Genomic DNA, 25,663 nt, shown 5'->3' on the forward strand with positions numbered 1-25,663 from the left:
CCGCTCAAAAAGCGGCCTTATTTGTTATACTATGTGATAATCCTATCAGAGCATTTGCAGGTTGATCACCTCCTGTTTCGACAAAGGACGCCAATGTCCCCGCGGCAAATCTTTCTTCGTGAGACCCGCAAAAATAACCCGGTCCAGCTTGATCACCTCATAACCAAGATGCTCGAATATACGCCGGACGATACGGTTTCTTCCACTGTGTATCTTTAGACCTACTTCACGTTTAGGTGCGTTTTCTATATAACTCACTTCATCTACTTCGATAAGTCCGTCTTCGAGATGCAACCCTTGCTTTATCTTGACCAGGTCCTCCTGAGTGAGGTTTTTATCGAGCTCCACATGATATATTTTACGCACACCGTGCCTGGGGTGCGTCAGCTTTTTGGCCAGATCGCCATCGTTCGTAAACAATAATAATCCGGTAGTATTTCGGTCCAGTCGACCTACCGGCAATAATTTGGACTTCGAAGCTCCGGAGATCAGTTCCATAACCGTTCTCCTCCCCCTGTCGTCTTTGGTGGTCGTGATAAATCCTTTGGGCTTGTTAAGAAGCACGTACTCTCTTTTTTCCGGCCGGATAACCTTCCCGTCAAAACGAACTTCATCGGAAAGCTTTACTTTAAATCCCAATTCGGTTACGGGCTGCCCGTTGACACTCACACTTCCCGCGGTAATATAAATGTCCGCATCCCTTCTGGAACATATTCCCGCATTTGCGATAAACTTATTCAACCGCATTTCGTCCGGATTCGTGGCTACTGGTTTTTTACGTATGGGTGCATTCCCCCTGGAATAACTTTCCTTACGGCTTCCGCCCTGTCTCCCGGATGATTTTCCTCCCCTGTTCTTATCTGTTCTGCTCATGTCCAGTTTTTTGGCAAAGATATGATATTTTAATCCTTAATACCACATCCTCTTCCCGATCCCCGGGATTATAAAATGCGGTTCAGTACCAGGTCGATATCAATGAGCAGGATACTGAATACGCCGGCAACGATAATAAATTTCAGAATATTGTGCAGCACCAGGTAATCTTTTTTGGACGAGGCCCGCCACATCAGTATCAGAAAAACGAGAAGAAGCAGAAAACAGGCATAGAAAAAGACATCCATGTGCCCTATTTCGAAAGTTGCTATGAGGAGATAGGTGGGTATCCAGGTGAGAAAGGCCAGGAAGGTGATTATTTTCTTTGACGTACGTTCTCCGTACAGTATAGGAACGGTTTTATACCCTTGGGCCATATCGCCCTTTATATTTTCCAGGTCCTTGACCATATCCCGTACCAGGATAATAAGGAAGAGGAAGATCGCATGCACGAAAATGACCAGGGCAAAGTTCTTATAATAGATAAAAACAGCAAAGAAGGGTGTAATGGCCAGGACAGATGAAACGATATTTCCCACCAGCGGAATCCGTTTCAGTTTATGCGAATAGAACCACAGCGAAAAAATATAAAGCGAAAAGAACGCTACGGCCCGGAAGGAGACATAACTGGCAAAGATCACCGAAGCGAAATTGAGAATAAAATACGCCGTTAACTTGGTACGCTGACTGATCAGTCGGTCCAGCATGGTTTTCCGGGGACGGTTAATGAGGTCCTTTTCCGCATCGTAAAAGTTGTTGATAATATATCCGGCAGCAATAGCCAGGGCAGAAGCTACCACGATAGCAAACAGGTTATCGTCGAGAACAACCTGCATCAGCGGTTTTTCCGGCGCCAGAATATAAACGGAGGTGAGGTATTGTGCGATCACAATAACCAGCACATTATATCCCCGTACTACCGAAAATATGCTCAGGAGTTTTAATAAAAGCAGTTTATTTTTCCTGGATAGCTGCACAACGCTGACTTTTTTATGGGCTGATAAAAAATAAAACCGGAAACGATAAAGGTTTCCGGGTTTGGTACTGCTAATATACGGAAAGCAACAGGCCTGTCCTATTTTTTGCCTTCCGTAACTATATTATTTCAGAAGTTGTAAACGACTTCGAGATTGTAATCCTTTAACGACTTACGGGCCCTATCGATATCCTGTGTAAAACCGAGGATATATCCGCCACCACCGGACCCACATAACTTCAGATAATATTCGTTGGTCTCTATACCGTGCTTCCAGAGTTTGTGAAATTGTGCCGGTATCATGGGCTTGAAATTATCCAGAACCACATGCGACAACTGCTTGATATTACCGAAAAGAGACTTTACATCGCCCTTAAGAAAATCTTCCACACAGGCATCGGTATGTTTAATGAACTGCTCCTTCAGCATTTTCCGGAAACCTTCCTGCTTCATATTCTCCATAAAGATCTGGATCATAGGAGCGGTTTCCCCGACAATACCGCTATCGAGTAAAAAAACAGCACCCTTACCGTCCATTTTCTGGGAAGGTATTCCCGCAGGCTCTATATTATCCTTGGAATGGATGAGTATGGGAATACTCAGGTAACTGTTCAGCGGATCGAGTCCGGATGATTTTCCGTGGAAGAAAGATTCCATCGCACCGAAAATCTCCTTTAACTTCAGCAGCTTATCCCTGGTCAGGTTTTCCAGAACCGTGATCTTGTCCTGTGCATACTTATCATAGATAGCTGCCACGAGCGCACCACTGCTACCCACACCGTATCCCTGAGGGATACTACTGTCAAAATACATTCCACCTTCTATATCTGCTCTCAGTTTTTCGAGATCAAAAGTAACCCGTTGCGGATTTTCGGTCTGTAAAGTATCGAGATAGTCTGCAAAGCGCTTCAGGCTATGATTTGAAGCGGACGCTTCCTCGGAAAAATCGCTGGCCGTTTTCAGTGCCCCGTTATAAAAATTATAAGGAATGGATAACCCCTTAGAATCCTTAATAATCCCGTACTCTCCAAAGAGCAGGATTTTCGAATAAAACAATGGTCCCTTCATTCTTTTCTTAAAATTTCGGCCTAAGCTTTATTAAAGATACACAATTTTAACGGCGTTAACAATTTTTATTGTTCTGCCCCCCGGATTTTGTAAAAATCTACCTTGTTTTCCGGGACTGTTTTCTATCATTATGGTAAAGCTACAGCTCCTCCACCAATTCGGTCGCAAATATAGTGCCCCTTTTCACAATATGCAACCAACTCATTATTAATAAATTCCATAACCGCTTCTTTTTCTGATTCCGGATACAGTACATGCACATTGGCCCCTGCATCAAGGGTAAAGCAAACCGGAACCCCGGTTTCCTTGCGGAAACTCCAGATCTTACGGATAACGTCCAATGTCGCGGGGCTCATCAGAATAAAATAAGGCTTCCCTGTCATCATCATGGCGTGCAGTGTCAGCGCCTCACGCTCTACGATGGCTATAAATGCTTCCGTATCGCCGGTTTCCAGAACCTGCTGTAATGCAGAAAGGTTCTCCGAGGCCTGTGCAAACCGTCGTTCCGCAAAGGGATGTCCGTGCATCAGACCGTGTCCTGCCGTGCTGCTCACCTGCTTTTCTCCGCGGTCCACCAGCAGTATCGTATCCTGGTAAGTACGGAATACCGGGTGCACTTTTCCGGGATAAGCCACTCCGTACAGATCGGTACTTCCTGCAATTTCCGGGTGGCTTCCCCACACCACAAGTTCTCCCCTTATACTCCGACATGCACTTCCCGAACCCAAACGGGCTATAAAGGAGGCTTTACGGAAAAAATCTTCTTCTGTGATATTCCCGGATATTTCCTGCTCCAGGGACATCAGGCATAGTGCCAACGCACTCATCCCGCTTGCCGAAGATGCTATCCCGCTGCTGTGAGGAAAAGAATTGGACGTTTCTATGGTAAAGTGATAATGTTTCAGGAAAGGCATATATTTCCCGATCCGGTGAAAGAAATCATTGATCTTGGGCTTAAAACTATCCTTCACTGCTCCGTCGAGATACAGTTCAAAACCAAAATCGTCATCCGGATACTCCCGTTTTTTGTAACGCAGCGTCGTCGTTGTGGCACAGGCGTCCAGGGTAAAGCTTACCGATGGATTGGCCGGCAATTGTTCTCCGCGTTTTCCCCAGTACTTGACCAACGCAATATTACTCGGAGCACGCCAGGTAAAACTTCCCGATGTTGCCGTTGCCTCGTACCCGGAGGGTATAAAATCCTGTTCTGTCATCAATCCGTAAATTTGTGCAAAGATAATGGTTTCCACAGTTTATTTCGCCTCCCTGCACAGTTTACAAAACGGATATATGACGGCGTTAAGTTCCTGTTAAATCGCGAATAATTTTGTATGCCCTTCATAATTATTGTAGTTTGGACCCGTATAACACATTAAAATTCCTACAAATTATGAAGTTTACAGGTCAATTAAAAACTGCTTTGATATGCTTTCTGACTATGGGAGTGACTGCTATTGCACAGAATACGGAGCAGAAAAAAGTAGAAGTATCCGATGCGGAATTGGGTAAAATAGCCGCCGCCTTCCAAGGTGTGCAGGAAATTAATGTGAAAGCCCAGCAAAAGATGGTAAAAACCGTAGAAGACAAGGGTTTTGACATAGACCGTTTCAACGAGCTGTACCAGGCTTCACAAACTCCGGAACAGGACGTGGAGGCCAGTACGGATGAAAAAGAAAAGTTCGGTCAGGTGATGAATGAAATGCAGAAGATGCAATCGGGCTTTCAGAAAGAAATGGAAGATGCGATTACCAAAGAGGGAATTTCCCTGGACCGATACCAGGAGGTTGCCGTAGCATTGCAGACCGACACCGATCTGCAACAGCGCCTGCAGGCCCTGTTGGTACCGCAACAACCGTAAGCGGGTCTTTTATAGTATAACAACAATAAAACAAACTGTCTGAAAAATTTATCCGGCTACTTTCCCGGACACAGGTTCAACACACTTTCAGGCAGTTTTTTTATGGTGTTTCCCGAAGCTTGCTGCTAATGGCCCGGGCAGCCATATATCCGCCCGTCCAGGCATTCTGAAAATTAAATCCCCCGGTTACGGCATCTATATTCAACACTTCCCCGGCAAAAAACAGATTTTCCCTGATCCTGCTTTCAAACGTCCTGAAATCGATCTCCCTGAGGTCCACTCCACCGGCAGTGACGAATTCTTCTTTAAACGTACTTTTACCCTGGACGCGGAATACGCTCTTTGTAAGTTGTGCCGCGAGGTTTTCCAGCAATTCTTTACGCACTTCAGCCCAACGATCCTCATCGGCAATCCCCGCAGATGCTGCAAGTTTCACCCATAACCGTCTCGGCAGGTCAAAAGGGCCCGAAGTCATTATGTTTTTCTTGCCGCACACTTCCCGCTGTGTCCTGAGCACATCCAGTGCCTCCCCGAAGGTAACGGAATGCAGCCAGTTGACCTCGATCGGAAACCGGTAATTACGGTCGTATAACTCCCTGGCTTTCCAGGCCGACAGTTTTAAAACAGCCGGTCCGCTCATTCCCCAATGGGTAATAAGCAATGGTCCTTCGAAAATCATATGATCCTGCGCTGTACCGGAAAGCCGTACGGAAACCGTAGCGGAAAGCCCCATAAGCCCTGAAATACGCGGATCTTTGATATGAAAGGTAAACAGCGAGGGCACAGGCGGCACGATGGTGTGTCCCAACTGCCGGATAACATCCCACATTTTCGGACTGCTTCCGGTAGCTATCAGAAGCTTATCACAGGTCAGGCTTCCCTTGGCCGTAATCACTTCCCAACCCGTCCCGCGCACATTTATTTCGCGAATACCATAGCCGGTAAACACCCGGACCCCTCGTTGCGTAGTTTCCCGCAACAGGCAATCGATAATCGTTTGTGAAGCGTCGGTTTCCGGAAACATACGTCCGTCCTCTTCTGTTTTCAGGGCTACGCCCCGGTTTTCAAAGAATGCTATCGTATCGCCACTGCAAAACGAATGGAAAGGACCGAGTAATTCTTTCTGTCCCCTCGGGTAATACGAAGCCAGTTCACGGGGCACAAATTCGGCATGGGTAACATTACATCGCCCACCCCCGGAGACCCGTACTTTGGCCAATACTTCGGCACTCTTTTCCAATATGATCACCCTGGCACCGGGCGAGGCCTCTGCGATATGTGCCGCAGCAAAAAAACCGGCAGCACCTCCCCCGGCTATGATAACATCCGCGTGTTCTGACATCCTTGTTCTGACAAAAAGTTAATTGAGTTTATAGACCAGGTCTCTTTTGCTCAGCGCTGTCAGTAACTCATTGGATATTCTGACTTTCTTCTTACGGCTCGGCATATACAGCTTGAGTTTTTCATCCATTTTATAGACGGTAAAACTCAACGCATGGTCCCCGGTATGCTCCCGGATAATCTCCTTCAGCACTTCTATCCTGGAACTTTCCAGATCTTCTATATTGATATGTATGGTCAGTTTTCTCGCATAGGCTTCCATGACGTCCTGTAACAATTGCATGCTGTTGAACTGCAGCCTTGGGTCGCCACGCTGCCCGGTATCCCGGTTCACCCAGCCTTCACGGACAAAAACTTTCATATACACAAAAGAGTTTACCATAAGAAAATGTCTGAACTTCAGGTATTCCTCCCCGAAGATCTTAAACTCGTACGAATCGGTATAATCTTCTACGATAAAAGCGGCCCATCCTTTACCGTTTTTGGAGGTCCGGTGCTGCACATCTGCGATCACTCCGGCCAGCGAAAGTTCCCGGTTGGTATAATTTTCCATCTCATTGAGCAATCCTATACTGCCGTTACAGAAATATTTCATCTCCGTTTTAAAGTCGTCCAGCGGATGGCCGGATATATAAATCCCTACGACTTCTTTTTCCCTTCGGAGTTTTTCCATGGTCCCCCATTCTTCACAGGGCGGTACTACCGGTTCGGGGATCTGCACTTCACTGGCTTCCCCGAAAAGGCTGACCTGTGCAGAATTTTCATTTTCCTGGTATTTCGCCGCGTACCTCATCACCTTTTCAAGAAAAACGATCCCGTCACCTTCGTCGTGAAAATACTGGGCACGATGCGTTTCTTCAAAAGAGTCGAAGCCACCGGCAAGCGCAAGGTTTTCAAACGCCTTTTTGTTGGCGGCACGCAGGTCGACCCGTTTGGCCAGGTCGAATACGGAGCGATAAGGCCCCGATTCCCGGTTTTCCACGATGGTCTCTACAGCTCCGCGCCCCACACCTTTGATAGCTCCCATTCCGAAGCGTATGGCGTTGTCCTTGTTTACCGTAAACTTATAGTACGATTCGTTGACATCCGGCCCCAGTACATCGAGCCCCATCCGCTTACATTCTTCCAGAAAGAAGGAAACAGATTTGATATCGTTCATGTTATTGGAAAGCACTGCCGCCATATATTCTGCCGGGTAATTTGCTTTCAGATAAGCGGTCTGGTATCCGATCCAGGCATAGCAGGTAGAGTGACTCTTGTTAAAGGCATAACTCGCAAAGGCCTCCCAGTCTTTCCATACTTTCTCCAGTACCGTCCGGTCGTGACCGTTGTTTTCTCCACCGTCGAGAAACTTGGGCTTGAGTTGCTCCAGCAGTGCAAATATCTTTTTACCCATCGCTTTCCGCAACACATCAGCTTCACCTTTCGTAAACCCGGCCAGTTTTTGCGACAGGAGCATCACCTGCTCCTGGTAAACGGTGATACCGTAGGTTTCCTGGAGGTATTCTTCCATGGCTTCGAGATCATAGGTAATCTCTTCCTTACCGTGTTTACGGTTAATGAAGCTTGGAATATATTCCAGTGGCCCCGGACGATACAAAGCATTCATAGCAATGAGATCGGCAAATACCGTAGGCTTCAGTTCCTTCATGTATTTCTGCATCCCGGGCGATTCGTACTGGAATATCCCGACGGTCTCACCACGCTGAAAAAGCTCGTATGTCTTCTCGTCGTCCAGCGGAAAATCATCCGGGTTCAAGTCTATATCGTGCTTGTATTTGACGAGCTTTACCGTGTCTTTAATCAGGGTAAGCGTCTTCAGCCCCAGGAAGTCCATCTTGAGCAGGCCTGCACTTTCCACAACAGAGTTATCGAACTGTGTGACATACAGATCGGAATCTTTGGCAATAGATACAGGGACAAAATTCGTAATATCATCCGGGGTGATAATAACTCCACAGGCATGGATCCCGGTATTACGTACGGACCCCTCGAGTATCTGTGCCTGTTGTATGGTCTGGGCCTCCAGGTCTACGCCTTCGGCCAGGTTTTTCAGTTCGTTGACCTTGAGGAGTTCTTCCGCACGAAGGCTGGATTTCAGCTTATTGTCGTCGAGCGAGAAGATCTTGGCCAGCTTCATATTCGGGATAAGCTTGGCTATACGGTCAGCGTCTCCGAGGGGAAGATCCAGTACCCTGGCCGTATCCCGAATGGAAGACTTTGCAGCCATGGTACCGTAGGTAATGATCTGGGCTACCTGGTTGGCCCCGTACTTGTCAATCACATAGTCCATAACCCTGCTCCTTCCTTCATCATCAAAATCGATATCGATATCGGGCATAGACACCCGGTCAGGATTGAGAAAACGCTCAAACAGGAGATCGTAGGCTACCGGGTCGAGATTGGTAATCCCGAGACAATAGGCAACGGCCGATCCGGCAGCAGACCCACGTCCGGGCCCTACCGAAACCCCCATGTCGCGGGCAGCAGCGATAAAATCCTGAACAATAAGGAAGTATCCGGGATATCCCGTACGCTCGATAACGCTAAGCTCAAAGTCCAGACGCTCCCGTATCTCTTCTGTGATTTCCGGATATCTTTTTTTGGCACCTTCGTAAGTGAGGTGCCTTAGAAAGGCATTTTCACCTCGTTTACCGCCATCATCCAGGTCCTGTGCATCCTGAAACTGTTCCGGTATATCAAATTTAGGGAGGAGAACATCCCTGGCCAGTTCGTAGGGCTCTATTTTATCGACTACCTCCTGTATATTGGATATCGCTTCCGGCAGATCGGCAAAAAGCGTTTTCATCTCTTCGCCCGATTTAAAATAGTACTCCTGGTTGGGCAGTCCGTAACGATATCCCCGTCCCCGGCCTATCGGTGTAGCCTGTTTTTCTCCATCCTTTACGCAAAGCAGAATGTCGTGCGCATTTGCATCTTCTTTCGTGATGTAAAAAGTATTATTGGTGGCTACCATTTTCACATCGTGTTTCCTGGCAAGCTGTATGAGCACATCATTAACACGGTCCTCATCCTCCTGTCCGTGACGCATCAGTTCCACATACAGGTCTTCACCAAATTCTTCTTTCCACCATAGCAGCGCTTCCTCGGCCTGGTTCTCACCTACATTCAGTATCTTCCCGGGAACTTCCCCGTAAAGGTTACCGGTAAGCACAATAATATCTTCCTTGTATTTTCGGACCACTTCCTTGTCTATCCTCGGAACGTAATAAAATCCTTGTGTGTAGGCCACCGACGACATTTTGGCCAGATTGTGATAGCCTTTTTTATTCTTGGCCAGCATTACGATCTGGTAACCGTTGTCTTTACGGCTTTTGTCCAGATGGTTTTCACAGACGTAAAACTCGCACCCCACAATGGGTTTGATCTCCACGCCTGCAGGTTCTTCACCTTTTTCTGCGGCTTCGGCATTTTTGGCTTTTATCCCCTTGTTATAATTCCCGACTTCCTTGACAAAGTGAAAGGCTCCCATCATATTTCCGTGATCGGTCAGGGCTACCGCCGGCATTTTTTCCCGTCCGGCAGCTCCCACGAGGTCCGGCAGACTCGAGGTGGCCTGCAATACCGAAAACTGGGTGTGGTTGTGCAGGTGTACAAAATCGAGTTTTTTAAGTTCTTCCTTGTTTTCTTCCAGTTCTTTTCTGGAAATATCGCCACCCTGTGCCTTTTGTATCCGCTTGCGGATAGCGTCGGAAGCCGCTTTAAGATTGATATGTTCAAGTCCTATAAGCTCAATCTCCCTGGGGTTGGCCTCCCTGAACCGTTCGAAATATCCCGGAAGGGCATCCAGCTGTTCTTCGGTAAAGCCTTCGCCGATACGTATAAGCTCAAAAAAACACCGGGTTGTTGCCTCCACGTCGGCCGTAGCATTATGCGCCTCGGCAAAAGCCTCTCCGAACAGCTTTTCGTGAAGTTCTGTCAGCGTAGGTAATTTATATTTTCCTCCTCGCCCTCCGGGAATCTGACAAAATTCGGCAGTAACCTCGGTACAGGTATCGAGTACGGGAAGCGAGGTCAGGGACGATTCCATCCCGGCTCGGTAAAACTCACACCCCATGATATTCACATCAAACCCCACATTCTGGCCAACGATAAACTTGGTCTTGCCCAGGGCGACATTAAATTTTTCGAGCATTTCCCGAAGCGCTATACCTTCCTCTTCTGCGAGTTCCGTAGAAATACCATGCACCCGTTCGGCATCGAAAGGAATATTAAACCCTTCCGGTTTCACCAGGTAATCACCGTGTTCTACAAGGTTGCCCATATCGTCGTGCAATTGCCATGCAATCTGCACACAGCGCGGCCAGTTGTCCGTATCGGTTAACGGAGCGTCCCAGCGTTTTGGTAATCCGGTGGTTTCGGTATCGAAAATAAGGTACATAAGGGTTGCGGTTTGTGTGTGGACTGCCCGGGGCAGTGTTTATTTATGGTGTGGCGCGGCATCCCGGTTAAAAGCTCCGGAATATACAGAAACATCTGTCCGGCACCGCAGGGAACCCGATAAAAACAACGGTTCTTCCCAAAAAAAATACGGGGTAAAATTACGGAATATTTGGCACAGGTAAAAGCAGCCTCGGAAGGAGTTATCAACGGAAAGACAAATCGCTACCCGACGTACCCTTTGTCTTCATTAAACCGCCTTAACTGATCGCCGATCACCTGTTTTGCCTTGGCTTTCAGCCCCGCCCGGTCGTCTGCAGTGAGCCCTTCGGTATCCAGAAACCGATGTATTTTAACCCGCATAATCCCGGGACTACCACTCAGAAACGTATACGAAAACCGCTTTTTATTATCGGCAAAGGTCATAGGCACCACCGGGATCTGGTATGTTATAGCCAAACGGAACGCCCCGTCCTTAAACGCATCGAGAAAAATATCTTCTTCGGGAACTCCGCCTTCGGGAAAAATACATATACTCAACCCCTGAGCCAGTCGTTTTTTCGCCCGGTCATAGACCTCAGTCCTGCTCTTTACATTGTTCCGGTCTACCATAATACAGGCTCTTTTATAAAAGAAACCGAATATCGGTATTTTGGCGAGCTCTTTCTTCCCTACAAATACAAAAGGATTTTCGGATGCCCTCAGCATCAGCATGATGTCGGTCATACTGGTATGATTGGCGATGAGCACATAACTCTTTCCGTACTCCATCTCCTGCGCCCTTTCAATCACAGGAAAAAAACCCATTCCATATAAGATAACATTAGCCCAGACATTACGGACCAGCCAAAAAAAATGACGGTAATACCGATCAGATGAAGTAAGCACCAAAAACAATGGAGACAGCGGGATTATCGTGCACAGCATCAGTATATAAAACCACATTCTCCACAGAATGATCAAGGGATATTTCAGAAATTTCATCATGCCTCAAAGTTAATCTTTTAAAAAAAATTCATATATTTAATATAAACTTTTAAATATTCTACTATGTTATACGCAATAATTATCGGAGCCATAGCAGGATGGCTCGCCGGACTGATCATGAAAGGCGGAGGATTCGGAATCCTCTTCAACATTCTTCTGGGTATCCTCGGAAGTGTCGTGGGCCACTGGCTGTTCGGAGCTATGGATGTAAGTATAGGCTCAGGCGTCGTCGGAGACATTATTACCGGTGTCATAGGCGCCATCGTTGTACTCTTTATTGTCGGACTATTTAAAAGATAGCTCGCCCCGGAAAATTTTTATCTCAAATGACCTACCGCTTTTACACAATCGCAAAAGCGGTTTTTTTATACCTTGCCACAGCGTGTCAGCCCGCTTTAAAATTTATCTTCCTTTCTGCCGCAAATGTTCTTATTTTGTTTTTATTTTGCAACACCTTATTTCTGCCTACTCACAGCTACCGTTTTACATACAGGTCTGCCACAGCCTCACTCCCCCCGGAAAACCGGTAGCGATCCGAAAAACACTCGGGTGAGTTTGCAAAAAAATGAACTTTAAAAATATCCTGTCATGCGGCAACCGGAAGACAGGAGCAACATAAGAGACAAAAAATTATGGCAAGAATACTTACAGGCATACAGAGCACGGGAACCCCTCACCTCGGAAACATCCTCGGGGCCATACTTCCGGCCATACAAATGTCGCAGCAACCCGGAAACGACTCTTTCTTATTTATCGCAGACATGCACTCCCTCACCCAAATCAAAAACGGGGAGGAACTGCGCCAGAATACCTATAATGTCGCTGCTACCTGGCTGGCTTTCGGCCTGGATATCGAGAACGTCGTATTCTACAGGCAAAGCGATGTTCCCGAAACAGCGGAACTCGCCTGGTACCTGAGCTGCTTTTTTCCTTTTCAAAGGCTCACTCTTGCCCATTCGTTCAAAGACAAAGCGGACCGGCTGGACGATGTAAATGCAGGATTGTTCAGCTACCCCATGCTTATGGCTGCCGACATCCTTCTCTACGATGCCGAAATCGTTCCGGTAGGAAAAGACCAGATGCAACACCTCGAAATCACCAGGGATGTCGCTAACCGCTTCCATACCAAAATGGGAGAAACTTTTGTTATTCCGGAAGGAAAAGTACAGGAGAACACGCAGTACATCCCGGGAACCGACGGAGGTAAAATGAGTAAATCGCGTGGAAACACCATCAACCTCTTTCTGCCCGACAAACAGTTGCGCAAGCGTGTAATGAGCATCGAAACGGACAGCACACCGCTCGAAGAGCCTAAAAATCCGGATACCTGCAATGTCTTTGCCCTGTATAAAATACTCGGCACCCCGGAACAGACCGAAGCCATGCGGCAGAACTACCTGAACGGAGGTTACGGGTACGGACATGCCAAGCAAGCCCTGTACGAGCTGATCGCAGAAAAGTTTGCTACGGAACGAGAGCGCTTCCACTACTACATGAACCACCTGGACGAGGTCGACGAAGCACTCGCCTTCGGCGCGGAAAAAGCAAGAAAAGTAGCCGGGGAAGTCCTGAAAAGAGTACGCCATAAAATAGGATACTAAGACAGTACACAACGGGCTGAATACCAAAAACCCGGTCAAAAAATGAAATGATTACCCGTTATCGGGTTACAGGGTTATTCGGGTAACAACCTGACGCCCCCATCCGATTCGGATCATAATTTTTTCCAGAAACCAAGGCGAAATGTACTACAGCACACAGGTTTCACTTCGAACGAAGCTCCTAAACCGCCGGAGCGGGACATAAAGGTATCTACGAGATCACAGCTTCGAATAATTTACCCGGAAGGGGTCTCACCACCCCTTTCATTTCCATCGTAAGTAAAGCGGAAGACACTTTGTAAACCGGCATTTCGCAATGCAGCGCAATACTGTCGAGCAGCTCTTTACCCCGCTCAGATAAAAATCCGTATATTTTCTTTTCCGTATCGTCCATATCCGGAAACAAACGGGGTTGGACGACCCGGACACCTTCCTGACCGGTGCTTCCTTTCCCAGGCAGGTCCACATCCCTGTGCCATCCCAGCACGTAAACCAGGTCTTCTACCGAGGTAAACATATGAGCTTTCTGGCTTTTGATAAGGTCATTACACCCGGCACTGTATTTATCCCCTATCCTTCCCGGCAAGGCAAATACATCCCTGTCATAAGAATGTGCAATATCGGCGGTCACCAATCCTCCTCCTTTTTCGGCAGACTCTATAACGATTGTGGCTTCGGAAAGCCCGGCAATAATACGGTTACGTCTCAGAAAATTTTCCCGGTCCGGACCTTGATCACTCCAGAAATCCGTAAGAAACCCCCCGTGCAATTCCACCTGCTTTACATATTGCTTATGTGCCGCAGGATACATCCTGTTGAGCCCGTGGGCCAGACATCCCACAGTCTGCAACCCCCCGGAAATCGCAGCACGCTGTGCCGTAATATCCACTCCATAAGCAAAGCCACTGACGATGACCGGATCCCAGGGGGCCAGTTCGGCTATAAGACGCTCACAATGATATTTTCCGTAAGTCGTTATCCGGCGTGTCCCCACTACACTGACCATTCTTTTCTTTTTCAGGTCGATGGCCCCCGATCTGAATACCAGTACAGGCCCGTCCACACAATGCCTGAGTCCTTCCGGATAATCGCTGTCTTCAAAATACCACCAGCCCACACCGTTATCCTTCACAAAACGCAATTCGCGTTCCGCATCCCGGAGATTTGCAGCCTTGCGCAAATTATCGGTGACATAGGTCCCGATGCCGTGGATTTTCCGGAGACGATCCGGACGTTCTTCAAATACCGCGCGGGCGCTCCCGCAATGCGCAATAAGTTTTTTAGCTGTAATATCCCCTATCTTCGGTGCCCGTTGCAAAGCAAGCACATAGAGCAAGTCGGTTGACGTCATGACAATCTGGTTATCAGGCATTCTTCAACAGAACCGTTAAACAAGTCGGGAGGGTTTACCTTGTAAAAATAAGAATATTCCCGCAACATAAAAACCTCTTTACTGCAGTGTTGATAAATTTTTGAATTCCGCATTTCGAACAACGAAAAAAATCCCCATATTTGTTCTATGCAGTTAGAACACTACATCAGCGAGCTATTATACAGGTACTCATGCGTTACCATTCCTGACTTCGGGTCTTTTTTAACCCAGTTCAGGTCCGCACGGATACACCACCATACTTTTTTCCCGCCTTCGAAGGCTATTTCGTTTAATGCGCAACTCGTCTCCAACGACGGATTGCTTATCAAACACATTTCGCAAACGGAAAATTCCTCGTACGAAGAGGCTGCTATCCGTGTAAAAAAAGCTGCTTTCAACTGGAAGAATACCCTGGAACAAGGCGAAAAACTTCAGTTAAAGCACATCGGGCTCCTTTGGCTTAACAAGGAAGGCAACATCCAGTTTCAACCGCTTCCCGAAACCAATTACCTGACCGATGCTTTCGGACTCGGTTCCGTAACCTCACGCGAAATCACCCGGGAAACGTACAGGAAAGAGGTAGAAGGCCTCGAAGAAAAAGCGCCTATACTTTTCACTCCGGAAAGGCGTACCCGTAAGCGGTCTTACCTGAAATATGCTGCTATCCTGCTCTTATCGGTCTCTGCCGGAACGGTAGGTTATCAATCCCTGAAGATGGAGCAGCAAAAAGAACAGCTCCAGCTTCAGGTTGCCGAACAGGAAGCCCAGGAACAACTGCAAAAAACCATTCAACAGGCTACATTTTTTGACACTACACCCATGAACCTGCCTTCCATCACACTAAAGGCCACCAAAAAGCCTTTGTATTATGTCGTGGCAGGAGCGTTTCGCGTAGCGGAAAATGCCGATAAGAAAATGGACGAACTGTCTGCCAAAGGCTACAGTCCCGAGCGACTGGAACCTACCAGGTACGGGCTGCACCAGGTTACTTTCGGAAGCTACACCAATGCGAGGGATGCCATTAACTTCCTCAACAAGGTCAAAACATCGGAAGCCCCGGAAGCATGGCTTCTGGTATCCGAAGACTAATCCGAAAAAGCAGGGCTCATGTTATTATCCCGGACAACACTAAGGTGTCCGTAACATCGCTGTACCGGGTATTTTCAACCGTGCCCTTTTGCACATCACCCCTTTTGTCGCCGGGCCGGGCACACCCTGACCGCCGCACTACGGGCGATATATAATTTTCGTACCTTTGGCAAAAATTCATACACTACACACTAATGCAAGCAAAAACCCCGGGAGAATCCCGAACCATAATGACCGATCTGGTCTTACCCAGCGAAACCAATCCCCTTAACAATCTCTTCGGAGGAGAATTACTGGCCAGAATGGACAGGGCGGCCAGCATTGCTGCACGTCGGCACTCCAGGCGGATCGTGGTCACTGCTTCCGTAAACCACGTAGCCTTTAACAGGGCCGTTCCTCTCGGAAGTGTAGTCACCGTAGAAGCTGCGGTATCCAGGGCATTTAAAAGCTCTATGGAGGTTTTTATCGACGTATGGATCGAAGACCGCGAAAGCGGGTCCAGAACCAAAGCCAACGAAGCCATATACACCTTTGTTGCGGTAGACGAAACCGGAAGGCCTATCGAAGTCCCTCCGCTGAAGCCCGAAAGCGATATAGAAAAACTCCGGTTCGATGCCGCACTGCGGCGAAAACAACTCAGTCTTGTCCTGGCCGGAAAAATGAAACCGAACGATGCCACAGAATTAAAGGCCCTGTTCGTATAACTCAACAAGCCCATGGAAAGTTTTTCCGCTCCGGTCGTAAAAATTGATTCTCCCGTATGGACATTCGTTATCCGGGTGCCGGATGCCGTAGCGGAAAAACTTATCCCGAAAACCACAGATAAGCGGGTTATCTGTACCTTCAACAGCAAAATCAGCAAACCTTGTGCCTTAATGCCTTCCGGCGAAGGTTCTTATCACATCCTGATCAATAAAAAGGAACTCCGAGAACTCGGTACCGATATTGGCGAAACGCTTCGCGTGGCTCTGAAACCGGATACTTCGGCATACGGCATGCCCATGGATGAAGAATTCCGCGCGGTCCTGGACTCTGATCCGGAGGGAGAACGCCTGTTCGAAGCCCTTACCCCGGGCAAGAAAAGAACCCTGCTCTATATGGTTGGTAAGCTAAAGAGCACTCCACTGAAAATACAGCGTGCCGTGACGATCATCGATCATCTGAAAACCACCGGAGGCCAGGTCGATTACAAACTGCTCAACCGCGAGATCAGGGAACAAAAGCGCTAATTCCTCCCTTCCTCTCCGGGATATAGCTTCCAGACCGGGTCGCTCTGCCAGAATTCTTTGGTCACCGTATCCATAACAGTCAGCGGGCCTTTAAAAGCCGCCCCCGTGTCTACATTCCACACATTTGCCGCACTTACCGGAGTCGTTTCCCCGATCCGCGTAACCGGGGTATGCCCGATAAAGATCTCTTTGTAATGCGTAAGTCTCGAGGGATATCTGTACGACGCTTTATCCAGAGAAACATCAAAAGACAAAGCCATCTCCCAAAGGGTCCGGTCCCAATAGAACATTTCCGGAAAATACTCGTGTTCCACCCCTCGAAGATTGGTAAATCCCGCATGCAGAAACAACCTGTTGCCGGCATCAAGGTGGTAATTCTGCAAATTCCCCAAAAATTCCATGTGCCGTTTACGGGTAGCTTCTCCCAACCCTTTATAGGCATCTATCGTAGCCTGTCCGCCATGATACAGCCATTGATCGTTCCGGGTTCCGTCCCGGAGCCAGTCGTAGCAAAATTCATCGTGATTCCCCTGGATAAAAAGACAATTGCGTCTTTTCTCCAAACCGATCAGAAAATCGATAACCTGGGGAGATTCACTCCACCCGTCGACATAATCCCCGAGAAAGATAAGGGTATCGTCTTTTTCCGGTGCTACACGCTCCAATACCTGTTCCAGGGCACGAACCGCCCCGTGAATATCCCCGATAACAAATGTTTTACTCATTTTATACGTATTCTTTTTCAACGTCCCTAAAAGGATGTTTAATTGTATTTCACTTTGCGTAACACGCGCAACGATTCTTTAAGCGACTCATAGACGCTACGATCGTATTCCTTGATGATCCAGCGATAGTCATCCAGTTTCTCCTTAGCATCTTCAAATCCGTTCAACGCACATATCAGGTAGGTGGCAGGCAGGTTTACCATATCCTTTTTCTCCACAGTACTGAGCGGCACGCCCTTTTTAAGTTTATCGAGAAGGACATTGTTGGTGTTATAGACATGATGCAATAGTTTTTTGTCGTATTGCGGAGGCTCAAACAGGAGCGTACTGTCTATTTTATAGGAACCGTTATCGTTGAATGTTATGGTAACGGTTTCCAGCGGATAGTATTTCTGATGCTGATTGAGCCCCAGGTGCACATATTCGGTCATCGAAAAAGCACTGTCATCCGCGGTGATCTCCACCTCGTCCAATGCGGAGTAAAAAAGTCGTACCTGCTCGTTGATCAGTTCTATATCTACCCGGGAATAATATATTTTATCCCCGCCCTTATCCTCCGGCTGGCTTACCTTTTTTGCTACCCCGGCCCAGCACACTACAAACTGCTCTTTAAAAACCTTGTAATGAGATTCCAGGTCTTTGTGCTTGTTATTGATAAAGTCTATAACCCCGTTGAGTGTCAGCTCTATGTTGTTGCGCGCATGTTGCTCTATTTCAGCAACCACTTTGGAATTGGTATCCTTGATCTTAATATCAAAAACCTTGGGCATACTCATACTCCCGTCCCTGAAAAAAACAGACCCGCCGTAATACTTCCATATATTCCTCCTCAGCGAGCACAATTTCCCGTTGGAGCGTATGGTGACCAGCCCCACCACCTTACCTTCGGGCAAATGCGGAAAGGGTATATTTTCATAGGAGATAAACGGGGGATTATCGAGATATGCGTTGACGAGATTCTGGATCTTGCTGTCATCGAAAAAGTCGGTCCCCACAATCCTGTTATCCTCATCCTCTACCCCGACCACAATAAAAGAATTGTTTTCGGGATTGGAATTGGCCAGGGCGCAGACGTGCTTCAGAAACTTGGCCTTTCCTTCTTTTTCCCCGATATTGATAAACCGCTTTTTATCGTAAAAGCTGTTTTCATCGTTATGTGCCAGGAGACTTTTTACTAAAAGGCGTTTATTGATCATAGCTGTTTACAACACGAAAGGAAGCGTTTTTACATCATCTGCTTTCCGGACCCCGAAAGGAGCAGTCCCGGCTTCCGCTTTTCTTTTTCACATATTGGTTTTGTGTACCATGCCGCTACCGGCCTGGGCTGTGGGCAGCACCAGCAAATCGGCAATATTCACGTGGTAAGGCCTGGTTACCACAAAACGGATAACATCGGCTACATCTTCGGCCTGTAAGGGCTGGAAACCACGGTACACCGGATCGGCCCGCTCCGCATCTCCTTTAAATCTCACCTTGCTGAATTCCGTCTCTACCAGTCCGGGATGTACGGCCCCGACCCGTATTCCGCTACTGTGAAGATCGATCCGCATGCCTTCCGTAAGCGCATCGACAGCATGCTTACTCGCACAATACACATTTCCCCCGGCATAGACCTGCTTGGCGGCCATCGAACCGATATTTATGATATGCCCCTTGCGACGGCGGACCATCCCGGGAATTATAGCTTTGGAAACATAGAGCAGCCCTTTTACATTCCCGTCGATCATGGCATCCCAATCGTCCATATCACCGGACTGTACAGGATCGAGCCCATGCGCATTGCCGGCATTGTTGATCAGGATATCGATCTCGGCAAAATGTTCCGGAAGCGCTTCTATCGCTTCAAAAACCTCATTTCTTTTCCGCACATCAAAAAGCAGGACGCACACATCCGTCAGGCCGGATAATTCTATTTTGAGGTTTTCCAACCGCTCCTGCCTCCTGCCGCAAAGCACCAGCCGGATTCCTTCACGGGCAAAAGCCCTTGCCGTAGCTCTTCCGATGCCACTGCTCGCCCCGGTAATCAGTGCTGTCACCTGCTTTTTTTCCTGTGTTTCGTGTCTTTCTTCGTTCATGTTTTTTATAATTAATACGTACAACACCTCACGCATTACGGCACTTTATGTCCTTGCGCCGCAACGAGTAATGCAAACCAGTCCTCCTGTTCCATATCGATATCCGGAGCCTTTACGGCATTCGTTATCCGGTCGGGCGACGTCGTCCCGATCACGGGGCGTATACCGGCAGGATGCTTTAATATCCAGGCCAGTAACAGCTGGTCTGCCGAAACATGGTATTTTACCACAAGATCCATGAGCACCTGCTGTATCCTCCCGGTCTGCGCCGTCTTTTCACGGAAAGTTTTACCGAGGGGACTCCAGGCCATAGGCTGTATATCTTTGCGCATCATATAATCCAGAACACCATCGTACATGGCGCCGGGCTGTGTTACGGAAAACTCAATCTGATTGGCCCCGACCTCCAGCACACTGCCTATAAGCTCCATCTGGGGAGCAGTAAAATTCGACACCCCGAAACTCCTGATCTTACCCCCGAACCGCAGTTTCTCAACAGCTTGCGCAATTTCGGCCGGTTCCATAAGCGGGCTCGGCCGGTGCAACAGTAATAAATCCAGGTGATCGGTACGGAGATTACGGAGCGATTCCTCTACGGAAGTGATGATATAACCGGCAGTATGATCATAATGTTTTACCTTGTTCTCACGCTTTTCACACACATACTGTATCCCGCATTTGGAAATCAACCGGATATCTTCCCTTGCGATACCACTCTTTACGAAGGCCTTCCCGAATTCTTCTTCCGTCGTGTAGCCGCCGTAAATATCGGCATGATCAAAAGTATTGATCCCGTGATCGAGGCAATGCCGTATACGCAGCCCCATCTCCTTCTCCGACAACTTCTTTCCCCAGCTTCCCCAGTTCATCGTTCCTGCAATTATCCTGGAAAACTCCGTATGTACATCTTTCATAAAAATCCGGTTAATCTTAAAGTTGTTCAGGAAACAGACCTGCCTTTCGTGTATAAAAGTAACATTTTATTTCGGAGATGACAGGAACGGTTTATTAAAAAAACAGTACTTTCGGGCCTTACCGCTTTTTCCGGCGGCAGGCTCAACGGCTATACTTCCGACCAACGGAAACCAGGAGTGCCATACGACCTCCCTCCTGCGAGACGCTCCCGGAAGCATTCCTGTTTTTTAAGAAATTACACGCACGCGTTAATTTATCATAATTTTTTGCAAACAGTACGTTATTAATCCGCTACCGTTTTATTTTTTAACTATAAATTAACTGTGAGGTTTTAAATTAATTTTTCAATTTGCATCGTAATGGCTAGGTTTAGTATATTCACGGCGGAAAAATTATAATCAATGGAAGACAACAGAACTTCAGATATTGGTCTTATCAATGAAAAAATACAGCGGGAGAGTGCTTTTGTAGACCTGCTGACCCTTGAAATGAACAAGGTCATCGTAGGACAAAAACACATGGTAGAACGTTTACTGATAGGCCTTCTGGCCCAGGGACACATTCTCCTGGAAGGCGTACCCGGACTGGCAAAAACCCTATCTATCAACACTCTGGCAAAAGCCGTACACGGCAGCTTTAGCAGGATACAGTTTACACCCGACCTGCTTCCTGCAGATGTGGTGGGTACCATGATCTACAACATCAAGGAAAACGATTTTTCCATTAAGAAAGGGCCTATCTTCGCCAATTTCGTACTGGCAGATGAGATCAACAGGGCTCCGGCAAAAGTACAGTCGGCCCTTCTGGAGGCAATGCAGGAAAAGCAGGTAACTATCGGGGATGAAACCTTTCCGCTGGACAAACCGTTCCTGGTTATGGCAACGCAAAACCCGGTAGAACAGGAAGGAACCTATCCGCTTCCGGAAGCTCAGGTAGACCGTTTCATGCTGAAAACCGTAATAGATTACCCGAAACTCGATGAGGAACAGCTCATCATCCGTGCCAATCTCAAGGGAGCTTACGAACAGGTAAATCCCGTAGTTACCCTCGACCAGATCCGTAGCGCCCAACAGGCCGTACGTGAGGTTTACATGGACGAGAAGATCGAAAAATACATCCTGGATATTATTTTTGCGACACGTTACCCGGAAAAATACAAACTATCCGACATCAAACCCCTGATCAATTTCGGTGCTTCACCAAGGGGTAGTATCAACCTGGCGAGCGCGGCAAAATGTTATGCTTTTATCAAGCGCAGAGGCTATGTGATACCCGAAGATGTCCGGGCCATCGTACACGATGTACTTCGTCACAGAATAGGTATAACCTATGAGGCCGAAGCCGAGAACATCACTTCCGTAGACATTATCAACAAAATCGTAAACGAAGTCGAAGTACCTTAGCCCTTACGGCCTGGTGCCGGGTAAGGAGTACAATATGGCTTCGAAAGCAATACTAACAGATCAATCCGTCTCATGCCTTGGCTTTAGATGACGGACCCCCCTCCCCCGGGAGGAAACAGGAAGGGCCAGTATGGATACCAAAGAACTACTTAAAAAAGTCAGGAAAATAGAGATCAAGACACGCCGGTTGTCCGATCACATCTTTGGAGGCGAATATCACTCTACCTTCAAGGGCAGGGGTATGACATTCAGCGAGGTCCGGCAATACCAGTTCGGGGATGACGTAAGGAGTATCGACTGGAACGTAACGGCCCGCTATAACGAGCCGTATGTCAAGGTCTTCGAAGAAGAACGTGAACTCACGATGATGCTTGTGGCCGATGTGAGCGGAAGCCAGTTTTTCGGGACTACGGCACAGTTCAAGAACGAGATCATCACAGAGATCTCCGCTACTCTTGCTTTTTCTGCCCTTCAGAATAACGACAAGATAGGCCTGATCCTTTTTTCCGACCAGATCGAACTGTATATCCCTCCGAAAAAAGGAAAATCGCATGTACTCCGCATCATACGTGAATTGCTGGAGTTTAAATCCGAAAGCAAAAAAACCGATATTGCGGGAGCGCTCAAGTTTCTGTCGAACGTCATGAAAAAGAAAGCCATTGTTTTTGTGCTTTCAGACTTTATGGCCGAAGATTATAACCACACCCTGAAAATCGTAGGTAAAAAACACGATATTACCGGTATCAGGGTTTACGACAAACACGAAGAAAGCCTTCCCAACCTGGGGCTTATCATGGCAGAAGACGAAGAGACCGGCGAGTTGATCGCCGTTAATACGGGGTCCGGAAAAGTCCGGAAAAACTATACCGCCTATCACCGGGAACGGGTAGATTATTTCCAGAATTCGTTTACCAAAAACGGGGCGGGAATACTGCATAACCGGGTAGACGAAAGCTATGTAAAAAAATTATTGGGTTATTTTAAAAGAAGAGCGTAAAGCCGTAAACCCGGAACTTGTAATGATAAGAGATCTTTTGCATAACAAAAAAAGACTTTCCCTCCCGAAGGGAACAGGCATACTGTTTGCCATGATGTTCCTCATGGCGCCCGTGCAGATCGTGGCCCAGGATACTCCCCGGGTGACTTCAAAGATCGACTCCACTCATATACGCATCGGGGAGCAGGTTCAGTTTGAGATCTCCGTCGAAGCCGATACGACTACACTGGTCGTATTCCCGGAAGGACAGACTTTTGCACCGCTCGAAATGGTGCGTGCTTCAGACATCGATACCTTCCGCAATAAAGACCGTATGAACCTCATCAGGACATACGCCCTGACACAGTTCGATTCCGGTCATTATACCCTGCCCCGGCAAAAGATCATCGTTAACAATAAAGAATTATACACGGATTCCCTACAGGTCCTCGTCAACGATATTGCCGTAGACACCACTACGCAGAAGATGTACGATATCAAACCCCTGGCCGAGGTTTCCAGAAACTATTCGGACTGGGTCCGTTATCTCATTTGGGGTATTGTTTTTCTGGCTGTTGCAGGGGCACTGATCTATTGGTTTTTTCTGCGGAAGAAGCCGCTTACCCAGGAAGAAAAAGAGGCATTGCTCCCTCCTTTCGACAGGGCGCTCCTCGGGCTTAAACAGCTGGAAGAATCGCGCTACCTCATCCAGTCGCAATACAAGGAGTACTATTCGGAACTCACTAACATCGTAAGAGCCTACCTGGAAGAAGAAGTGCATATTTCCGCCATGGAAAGTACGACCGAAGAGCTGGTTGCCAAGCTCGAAATGATGCAACAGGCCGGAAAACTCAACCTGGAAAAGGACACGATAACCAATTTTAAAAGCGTCCTGCAAAAGGCCGACCTGGTAAAATTCGCCCGGTCGCGACCCGACACCCATGGTGCAGAGGAAGACCGGAAAGTCATAGAAAACGTGGTCGTACGAACCAAGGAAGCGATTCCCGAGCCCACCGAAGAAGAACTTTTGCAACGCGAAGAGTATATCGCCGAAATGGCGCGGAAAAAACGAAAGAAAAAGAGAATTACCACAATCATCATTGCAGCGGCCGTACTGGTTGTTGCCCTGGGAGGTGCGGTTACCTATTACGGGTTTACCAAGGTCAAGGACACTGTTTTCGGGCATCCCACCCGCGAATTGCTGCATGGCGAATGGGTAAACAGCGAATACGGCTACCCTGCCATAGTCCTGGAAACCCCACAGGTACTGAAGCGAACCGCAATAGAACTTCCGGAATCCCTGAAACAGGTTATAAGCACAAACCAGACTTTTACGTACGGCGGGCTCCTGGGCGATTTTCACATATCGGCCAGTGTCACTACGTTCCGCGAGGGTGTGGAATTTAATATGGAAGATGCCATACAGGGTTCTGTGAAAACCATGGAGCAGCAAGGCGCTAAAAATATCATTGTAAAACAGGATGAGTTTACCACACCTTCGGGTAAAAAAGGAATTAAAGTCCACGGCAGTATGGATATTACACTTCCGGGTACCGAAAAAAGCGAAAAAGGAGAATACATTATACTGAATTTTAATGAAAAAGGAGCTTTCCAGCAGGTTATCATCATTCACAGACAGGATGACCGGTATGCGAAAGACATCGAAAACAGGATCGTGAATTCCATCGATTTTAAAAACCAATAACCATGCTGGAGAATATTCAATTTGCCAATCCGCAGTTCTTCTGGTTGCTCTTATTGCTTCCTCTGGCTATCGTATGGTATGTACTAAAGCGAAAAAAGGAAACGGCACCCTTAAAGATATCGACGATCAAAGGTTTTAAAGCCGGGGGGTCGGTGCTACCCCGTTTAAAACCGATACTTTTTGTAATGCGCTTGCTGGCAATGGCCGCCCTGATCACGGCAATGGCAAGACCGCAAACGCTCGATATTTCTTCGAGAACCAAGACCACCAGGGGTATCGACATTGTAATGGCACTCGACTTTTCATCGAGTATGCTCGCCAAAGACCTCAAGCCCAACCGCCTCATCGCCCTCAAAGAAGTGGTTGCCGAATTTATAAAAAACAGGCCCAATGACAGGATAGGCCTCGTGGCCTATGCGGGCGAAAGCTATACGCCCATACCCGTAACGAGCGATAAGGCACTGGTACTAAACACACTAAAACAACTGGATTTCGAAACCCTCAGAGACGGTACCGCTATAGGTATGGGACTGGCCACCGCCGTTAACCGGCTCAAAGACAGCAAGGCCGAAAGCAAAGTCATTATACTGCTTACCGACGGGGTAAACAATACCGGGGTTATAGAACCGCTTACCGCAACAGAGCTGGCCAAGGAATACCACATCAAGACATACACCATAGGACTGGGGACCAACGGAATGGCCATGACTCCCGTAGCCTATAATCCGGACGGTTCTTTCCGTTACGGTATGCAAAAAGTAGAGATCGACGAAAAATTACTGAAAGATATTGCCCAGGAAACCGGGGGAAAATATTTCAGGGCCACCAACAACAGGAAACTGGAAGAGATCTACGAAGAGATCAATCAACTGGAGACCACGGAAATAGAAGAATTTAAATATTACAATTACGACGAAAAATTCCGCCCCCTGGCCTTACTCGCCGGAGCACTGCTCTTCATAGAGCTTATGCTTCGGTACACCGTATTCCGGAGCTTCGTATAACAGGCCGGAATGGACCGTATGTTTTAAAAAAACCTATGAAAACCGGGAGCTTATTAAGGCCCTTG

General features: G+C 47.6%; 22 protein-coding genes. 10 read left to right on the plus strand and 12 right to left on the minus strand.

Annotation, left to right across the window (positions count from 1 at the left end; genetic code table 11):
* Nucleotides 1-45: 45 nt before the first annotated feature.
* The 4 genes from BT112_RS08025 to BT112_RS08040 form a co-directional block, all read right to left on the minus strand.
* On the minus strand, nt 46-873 hold the full coding sequence (locus BT112_RS08025) for a pseudouridine synthase (RefSeq protein WP_072316843.1): 828 nt from the start codon (nt 871-873) through the stop codon (nt 46-48).
* A 68-nt stretch (nt 874-941) separates the two neighbouring features.
* Entirely contained in the window at nt 942-1,850 is a 909-nt protein-coding gene (locus BT112_RS08030) for a geranylgeranylglycerol-phosphate geranylgeranyltransferase (RefSeq protein WP_072316844.1), read from the minus strand.
* A 128-nt stretch (nt 1,851-1,978) separates the two neighbouring features.
* Nucleotides 1,979-2,917: a mevalonate kinase family protein gene (locus BT112_RS08035; RefSeq protein ID WP_072316845.1), complete on the minus strand. Its 939-nt coding sequence runs from the start codon at nt 2,915-2,917 to the stop codon at nt 1,979-1,981.
* A 128-nt stretch (nt 2,918-3,045) separates the two neighbouring features.
* Nucleotides 3,046-4,131 (minus strand): diphosphomevalonate decarboxylase, encoded by a 1,086-nt coding sequence (locus tag BT112_RS08040; protein ID WP_072316924.1) that lies wholly within the window; start codon nt 4,129-4,131, stop codon nt 3,046-3,048.
* Between the two features lie 176 nt (nt 4,132-4,307).
* Between BT112_RS08040 and BT112_RS08045 the strand changes: the two genes are divergently transcribed.
* A complete protein-coding gene (locus BT112_RS08045; RefSeq protein WP_072316846.1) occupies nt 4,308-4,775 on the plus strand; it encodes a DUF4168 domain-containing protein in 468 nt (155 codons plus the stop codon).
* Between the two features lie 100 nt (nt 4,776-4,875).
* Here the strand turns inward: BT112_RS08045 and BT112_RS08050 are convergent, their stop codons facing one another.
* The 3 genes from BT112_RS08050 to BT112_RS08060 form a co-directional block, all read right to left on the minus strand.
* Nucleotides 4,876-6,117 carry a BaiN/RdsA family NAD(P)/FAD-dependent oxidoreductase gene (locus BT112_RS08050; protein ID WP_072316847.1) on the minus strand — a complete coding sequence of 414 codons (1,242 nt, stop codon included), beginning with the start codon at nt 6,115-6,117 and terminating at the stop codon, nt 4,876-4,878.
* An 18-nt stretch (nt 6,118-6,135) separates the two neighbouring features.
* Nucleotides 6,136-10,518, minus strand: coding sequence for a DNA polymerase III subunit alpha (dnaE, locus tag BT112_RS08055; protein WP_072316848.1), 4,383 nt, complete (start codon nt 10,516-10,518; stop codon nt 6,136-6,138).
* A gap of 224 nt (nt 10,519-10,742) precedes the next feature.
* Nucleotides 10,743-11,504, minus strand: a complete 762-nt coding sequence (locus BT112_RS08060) for a lysophospholipid acyltransferase family protein (RefSeq protein ID WP_072316849.1) — start codon at nt 11,502-11,504, stop codon at nt 10,743-10,745.
* 63 nt (nt 11,505-11,567) lie between these two features.
* Between BT112_RS08060 and BT112_RS08065 the strand changes: the two genes are divergently transcribed.
* Together BT112_RS08065 and trpS are read left to right on the plus strand one after the other, a co-directional pair.
* The gene (locus BT112_RS08065) at nt 11,568-11,804 is read left to right on the plus strand and encodes a GlsB/YeaQ/YmgE family stress response membrane protein (RefSeq protein ID WP_072316850.1); all 237 of its coding nucleotides are present in this window, start codon (nt 11,568-11,570) and stop codon (nt 11,802-11,804) included.
* A gap of 332 nt (nt 11,805-12,136) precedes the next feature.
* A complete protein-coding gene (trpS, locus tag BT112_RS08070; protein ID WP_072316851.1) occupies nt 12,137-13,105 on the plus strand; it encodes a tryptophan--tRNA ligase in 969 nt (322 codons plus the stop codon).
* 211 nt (nt 13,106-13,316) lie between these two features.
* Here the strand turns inward: trpS and dprA are convergent, their stop codons facing one another.
* Nucleotides 13,317-14,456 carry a DNA-processing protein DprA gene (dprA, locus tag BT112_RS08075; RefSeq protein ID WP_072316925.1) on the minus strand — a complete coding sequence of 380 codons (1,140 nt, stop codon included), beginning with the start codon at nt 14,454-14,456 and terminating at the stop codon, nt 13,317-13,319.
* 168 nt (nt 14,457-14,624) lie between these two features.
* On the opposite strand from dprA, the gene BT112_RS08080 reads away from it, so the two are divergent.
* The 3 genes from BT112_RS08080 (at nt 14,625) to BT112_RS08090 (ending at nt 16,795) form a co-directional block, all read left to right on the plus strand.
* Nucleotides 14,625-15,566: an HU domain-containing protein gene (locus BT112_RS08080; RefSeq protein ID WP_072316852.1), complete on the plus strand. Its 942-nt coding sequence runs from the start codon at nt 14,625-14,627 to the stop codon at nt 15,564-15,566.
* 194 nt (nt 15,567-15,760) lie between these two features.
* Nucleotides 15,761-16,270 (plus strand): acyl-CoA thioesterase, encoded by a 510-nt coding sequence (locus BT112_RS08085; protein ID WP_072316853.1) that lies wholly within the window; start codon nt 15,761-15,763, stop codon nt 16,268-16,270.
* A 12-nt stretch (nt 16,271-16,282) separates the two neighbouring features.
* Nucleotides 16,283-16,795 carry a YdeI/OmpD-associated family protein gene (locus tag BT112_RS08090; RefSeq protein ID WP_072316854.1) on the plus strand — a complete coding sequence of 171 codons (513 nt, stop codon included), beginning with the start codon at nt 16,283-16,285 and terminating at the stop codon, nt 16,793-16,795.
* Here BT112_RS08090 and BT112_RS08095 read toward each other — a convergent pair.
* The 4 genes from BT112_RS08095 to BT112_RS08110 form a co-directional block, all read right to left on the minus strand.
* Nucleotides 16,792-17,520: a metallophosphoesterase gene (locus BT112_RS08095; protein WP_072316855.1), complete on the minus strand. Its 729-nt coding sequence runs from the start codon at nt 17,518-17,520 to the stop codon at nt 16,792-16,794. The two genes, BT112_RS08090 and BT112_RS08095, sit on opposite strands and share 4 nt — an antisense overlap.
* A 38-nt stretch (nt 17,521-17,558) precedes the next feature.
* Nucleotides 17,559-18,716 carry an ATP-binding protein gene (locus BT112_RS08100; RefSeq protein WP_072316856.1) on the minus strand — a complete coding sequence of 386 codons (1,158 nt, stop codon included), beginning with the start codon at nt 18,714-18,716 and terminating at the stop codon, nt 17,559-17,561.
* 87 nt (nt 18,717-18,803) lie between these two features.
* Nucleotides 18,804-19,595 (minus strand): SDR family NAD(P)-dependent oxidoreductase, encoded by a 792-nt coding sequence (locus BT112_RS08105; protein ID WP_072316857.1) that lies wholly within the window; start codon nt 19,593-19,595, stop codon nt 18,804-18,806.
* 35 nt (nt 19,596-19,630) lie between these two features.
* Entirely contained in the window at nt 19,631-20,509 is an 879-nt protein-coding gene (locus tag BT112_RS08110; RefSeq protein WP_072316858.1) for an aldo/keto reductase, read from the minus strand.
* 402 nt (nt 20,510-20,911) lie between these two features.
* On the opposite strand from BT112_RS08110, the gene BT112_RS08120 reads away from it, so the two are divergent.
* The 4 genes from BT112_RS08120 (at nt 20,912) to BT112_RS08135 (ending at nt 25,598) form a co-directional block, all read left to right on the plus strand.
* The gene (locus BT112_RS08120) at nt 20,912-21,913 is read left to right on the plus strand and encodes an AAA family ATPase (protein ID WP_072316860.1); all 1,002 of its coding nucleotides are present in this window, start codon (nt 20,912-20,914) and stop codon (nt 21,911-21,913) included.
* A 130-nt stretch (nt 21,914-22,043) separates the two neighbouring features.
* Nucleotides 22,044-22,910, plus strand: a complete 867-nt coding sequence (locus BT112_RS08125) for a DUF58 domain-containing protein (protein WP_072316861.1) — start codon at nt 22,044-22,046, stop codon at nt 22,908-22,910.
* Nucleotides 22,911-22,932: 22 nt separating this feature from the next.
* On the plus strand, nt 22,933-24,594 hold the full coding sequence (locus BT112_RS08130) for a hypothetical protein (RefSeq protein WP_072316862.1): 1,662 nt from the start codon (nt 22,933-22,935) through the stop codon (nt 24,592-24,594).
* Between the two features lie 2 nt (nt 24,595-24,596).
* A complete protein-coding gene (locus tag BT112_RS08135) occupies nt 24,597-25,598 on the plus strand; it encodes a vWA domain-containing protein (RefSeq protein ID WP_072316863.1) in 1,002 nt (333 codons plus the stop codon).
* Nucleotides 25,599-25,663: the final 65 nt, after the last annotated feature.

Origin of the sequence: Sinomicrobium oceani, assembly GCF_900119185.1 — a bacterium.
GTDB lineage: Bacteria > Bacteroidota > Bacteroidia > Flavobacteriales > Flavobacteriaceae > Sinomicrobium > Sinomicrobium oceani.

Coding starts and splice junctions, on each gene's coding strand:
- BT112_RS08100 (WP_072316856.1), bottom strand. CDS start 18,716: ATGATCAATAAACGCCTTTTAGTAAAAAGTCTCCTGGCACATAACGAT.
- BT112_RS08025 (WP_072316843.1), bottom strand. CDS start 873: ATGAGCAGAACAGATAAGAACAGGGGAGGAAAATCATCCGGGAGACAG.
- BT112_RS08035 (WP_072316845.1), bottom strand. CDS start 2,917: ATGAAGGGACCATTGTTTTATTCGAAAATCCTGCTCTTTGGAGAGTAC.
- BT112_RS08045 (WP_072316846.1), top strand. CDS start 4,308: ATGAAGTTTACAGGTCAATTAAAAACTGCTTTGATATGCTTTCTGACT.
- BT112_RS08135 (WP_072316863.1), top strand. CDS start 24,597: ATGCTGGAGAATATTCAATTTGCCAATCCGCAGTTCTTCTGGTTGCTC.
- BT112_RS08095 (WP_072316855.1), bottom strand. CDS start 17,520: ATGAGTAAAACATTTGTTATCGGGGATATTCACGGGGCGGTTCGTGCC.
- BT112_RS08040 (WP_072316924.1), bottom strand. CDS start 4,131: ATGACAGAACAGGATTTTATACCCTCCGGGTACGAGGCAACGGCAACA.
- BT112_RS08110 (WP_072316858.1), bottom strand. CDS start 20,509: ATGAAAGATGTACATACGGAGTTTTCCAGGATAATTGCAGGAACGATG.
- BT112_RS08125 (WP_072316861.1), top strand. CDS start 22,044: ATGGATACCAAAGAACTACTTAAAAAAGTCAGGAAAATAGAGATCAAG.
- dprA (WP_072316925.1), bottom strand. CDS start 14,456: ATGACGTCAACCGACTTGCTCTATGTGCTTGCTTTGCAACGGGCACCG.
- BT112_RS08080 (WP_072316852.1), top strand. CDS start 14,625: ATGCAGTTAGAACACTACATCAGCGAGCTATTATACAGGTACTCATGC.
- BT112_RS08130 (WP_072316862.1), top strand. CDS start 22,933: ATGATAAGAGATCTTTTGCATAACAAAAAAAGACTTTCCCTCCCGAAG.
- BT112_RS08085 (WP_072316853.1), top strand. CDS start 15,761: ATGCAAGCAAAAACCCCGGGAGAATCCCGAACCATAATGACCGATCTG.
- BT112_RS08120 (WP_072316860.1), top strand. CDS start 20,912: ATGGAAGACAACAGAACTTCAGATATTGGTCTTATCAATGAAAAAATA.
- trpS (WP_072316851.1), top strand. CDS start 12,137: ATGGCAAGAATACTTACAGGCATACAGAGCACGGGAACCCCTCACCTC.
- BT112_RS08065 (WP_072316850.1), top strand. CDS start 11,568: ATGTTATACGCAATAATTATCGGAGCCATAGCAGGATGGCTCGCCGGA.
- BT112_RS08060 (WP_072316849.1), bottom strand. CDS start 11,504: ATGATGAAATTTCTGAAATATCCCTTGATCATTCTGTGGAGAATGTGG.
- BT112_RS08105 (WP_072316857.1), bottom strand. CDS start 19,595: ATGAACGAAGAAAGACACGAAACACAGGAAAAAAAGCAGGTGACAGCA.
- BT112_RS08050 (WP_072316847.1), bottom strand. CDS start 6,117: ATGTCAGAACACGCGGATGTTATCATAGCCGGGGGAGGTGCTGCCGGT.
- dnaE (WP_072316848.1), bottom strand. CDS start 10,518: ATGTACCTTATTTTCGATACCGAAACCACCGGATTACCAAAACGCTGG.
- BT112_RS08090 (WP_072316854.1), top strand. CDS start 16,283: ATGGAAAGTTTTTCCGCTCCGGTCGTAAAAATTGATTCTCCCGTATGG.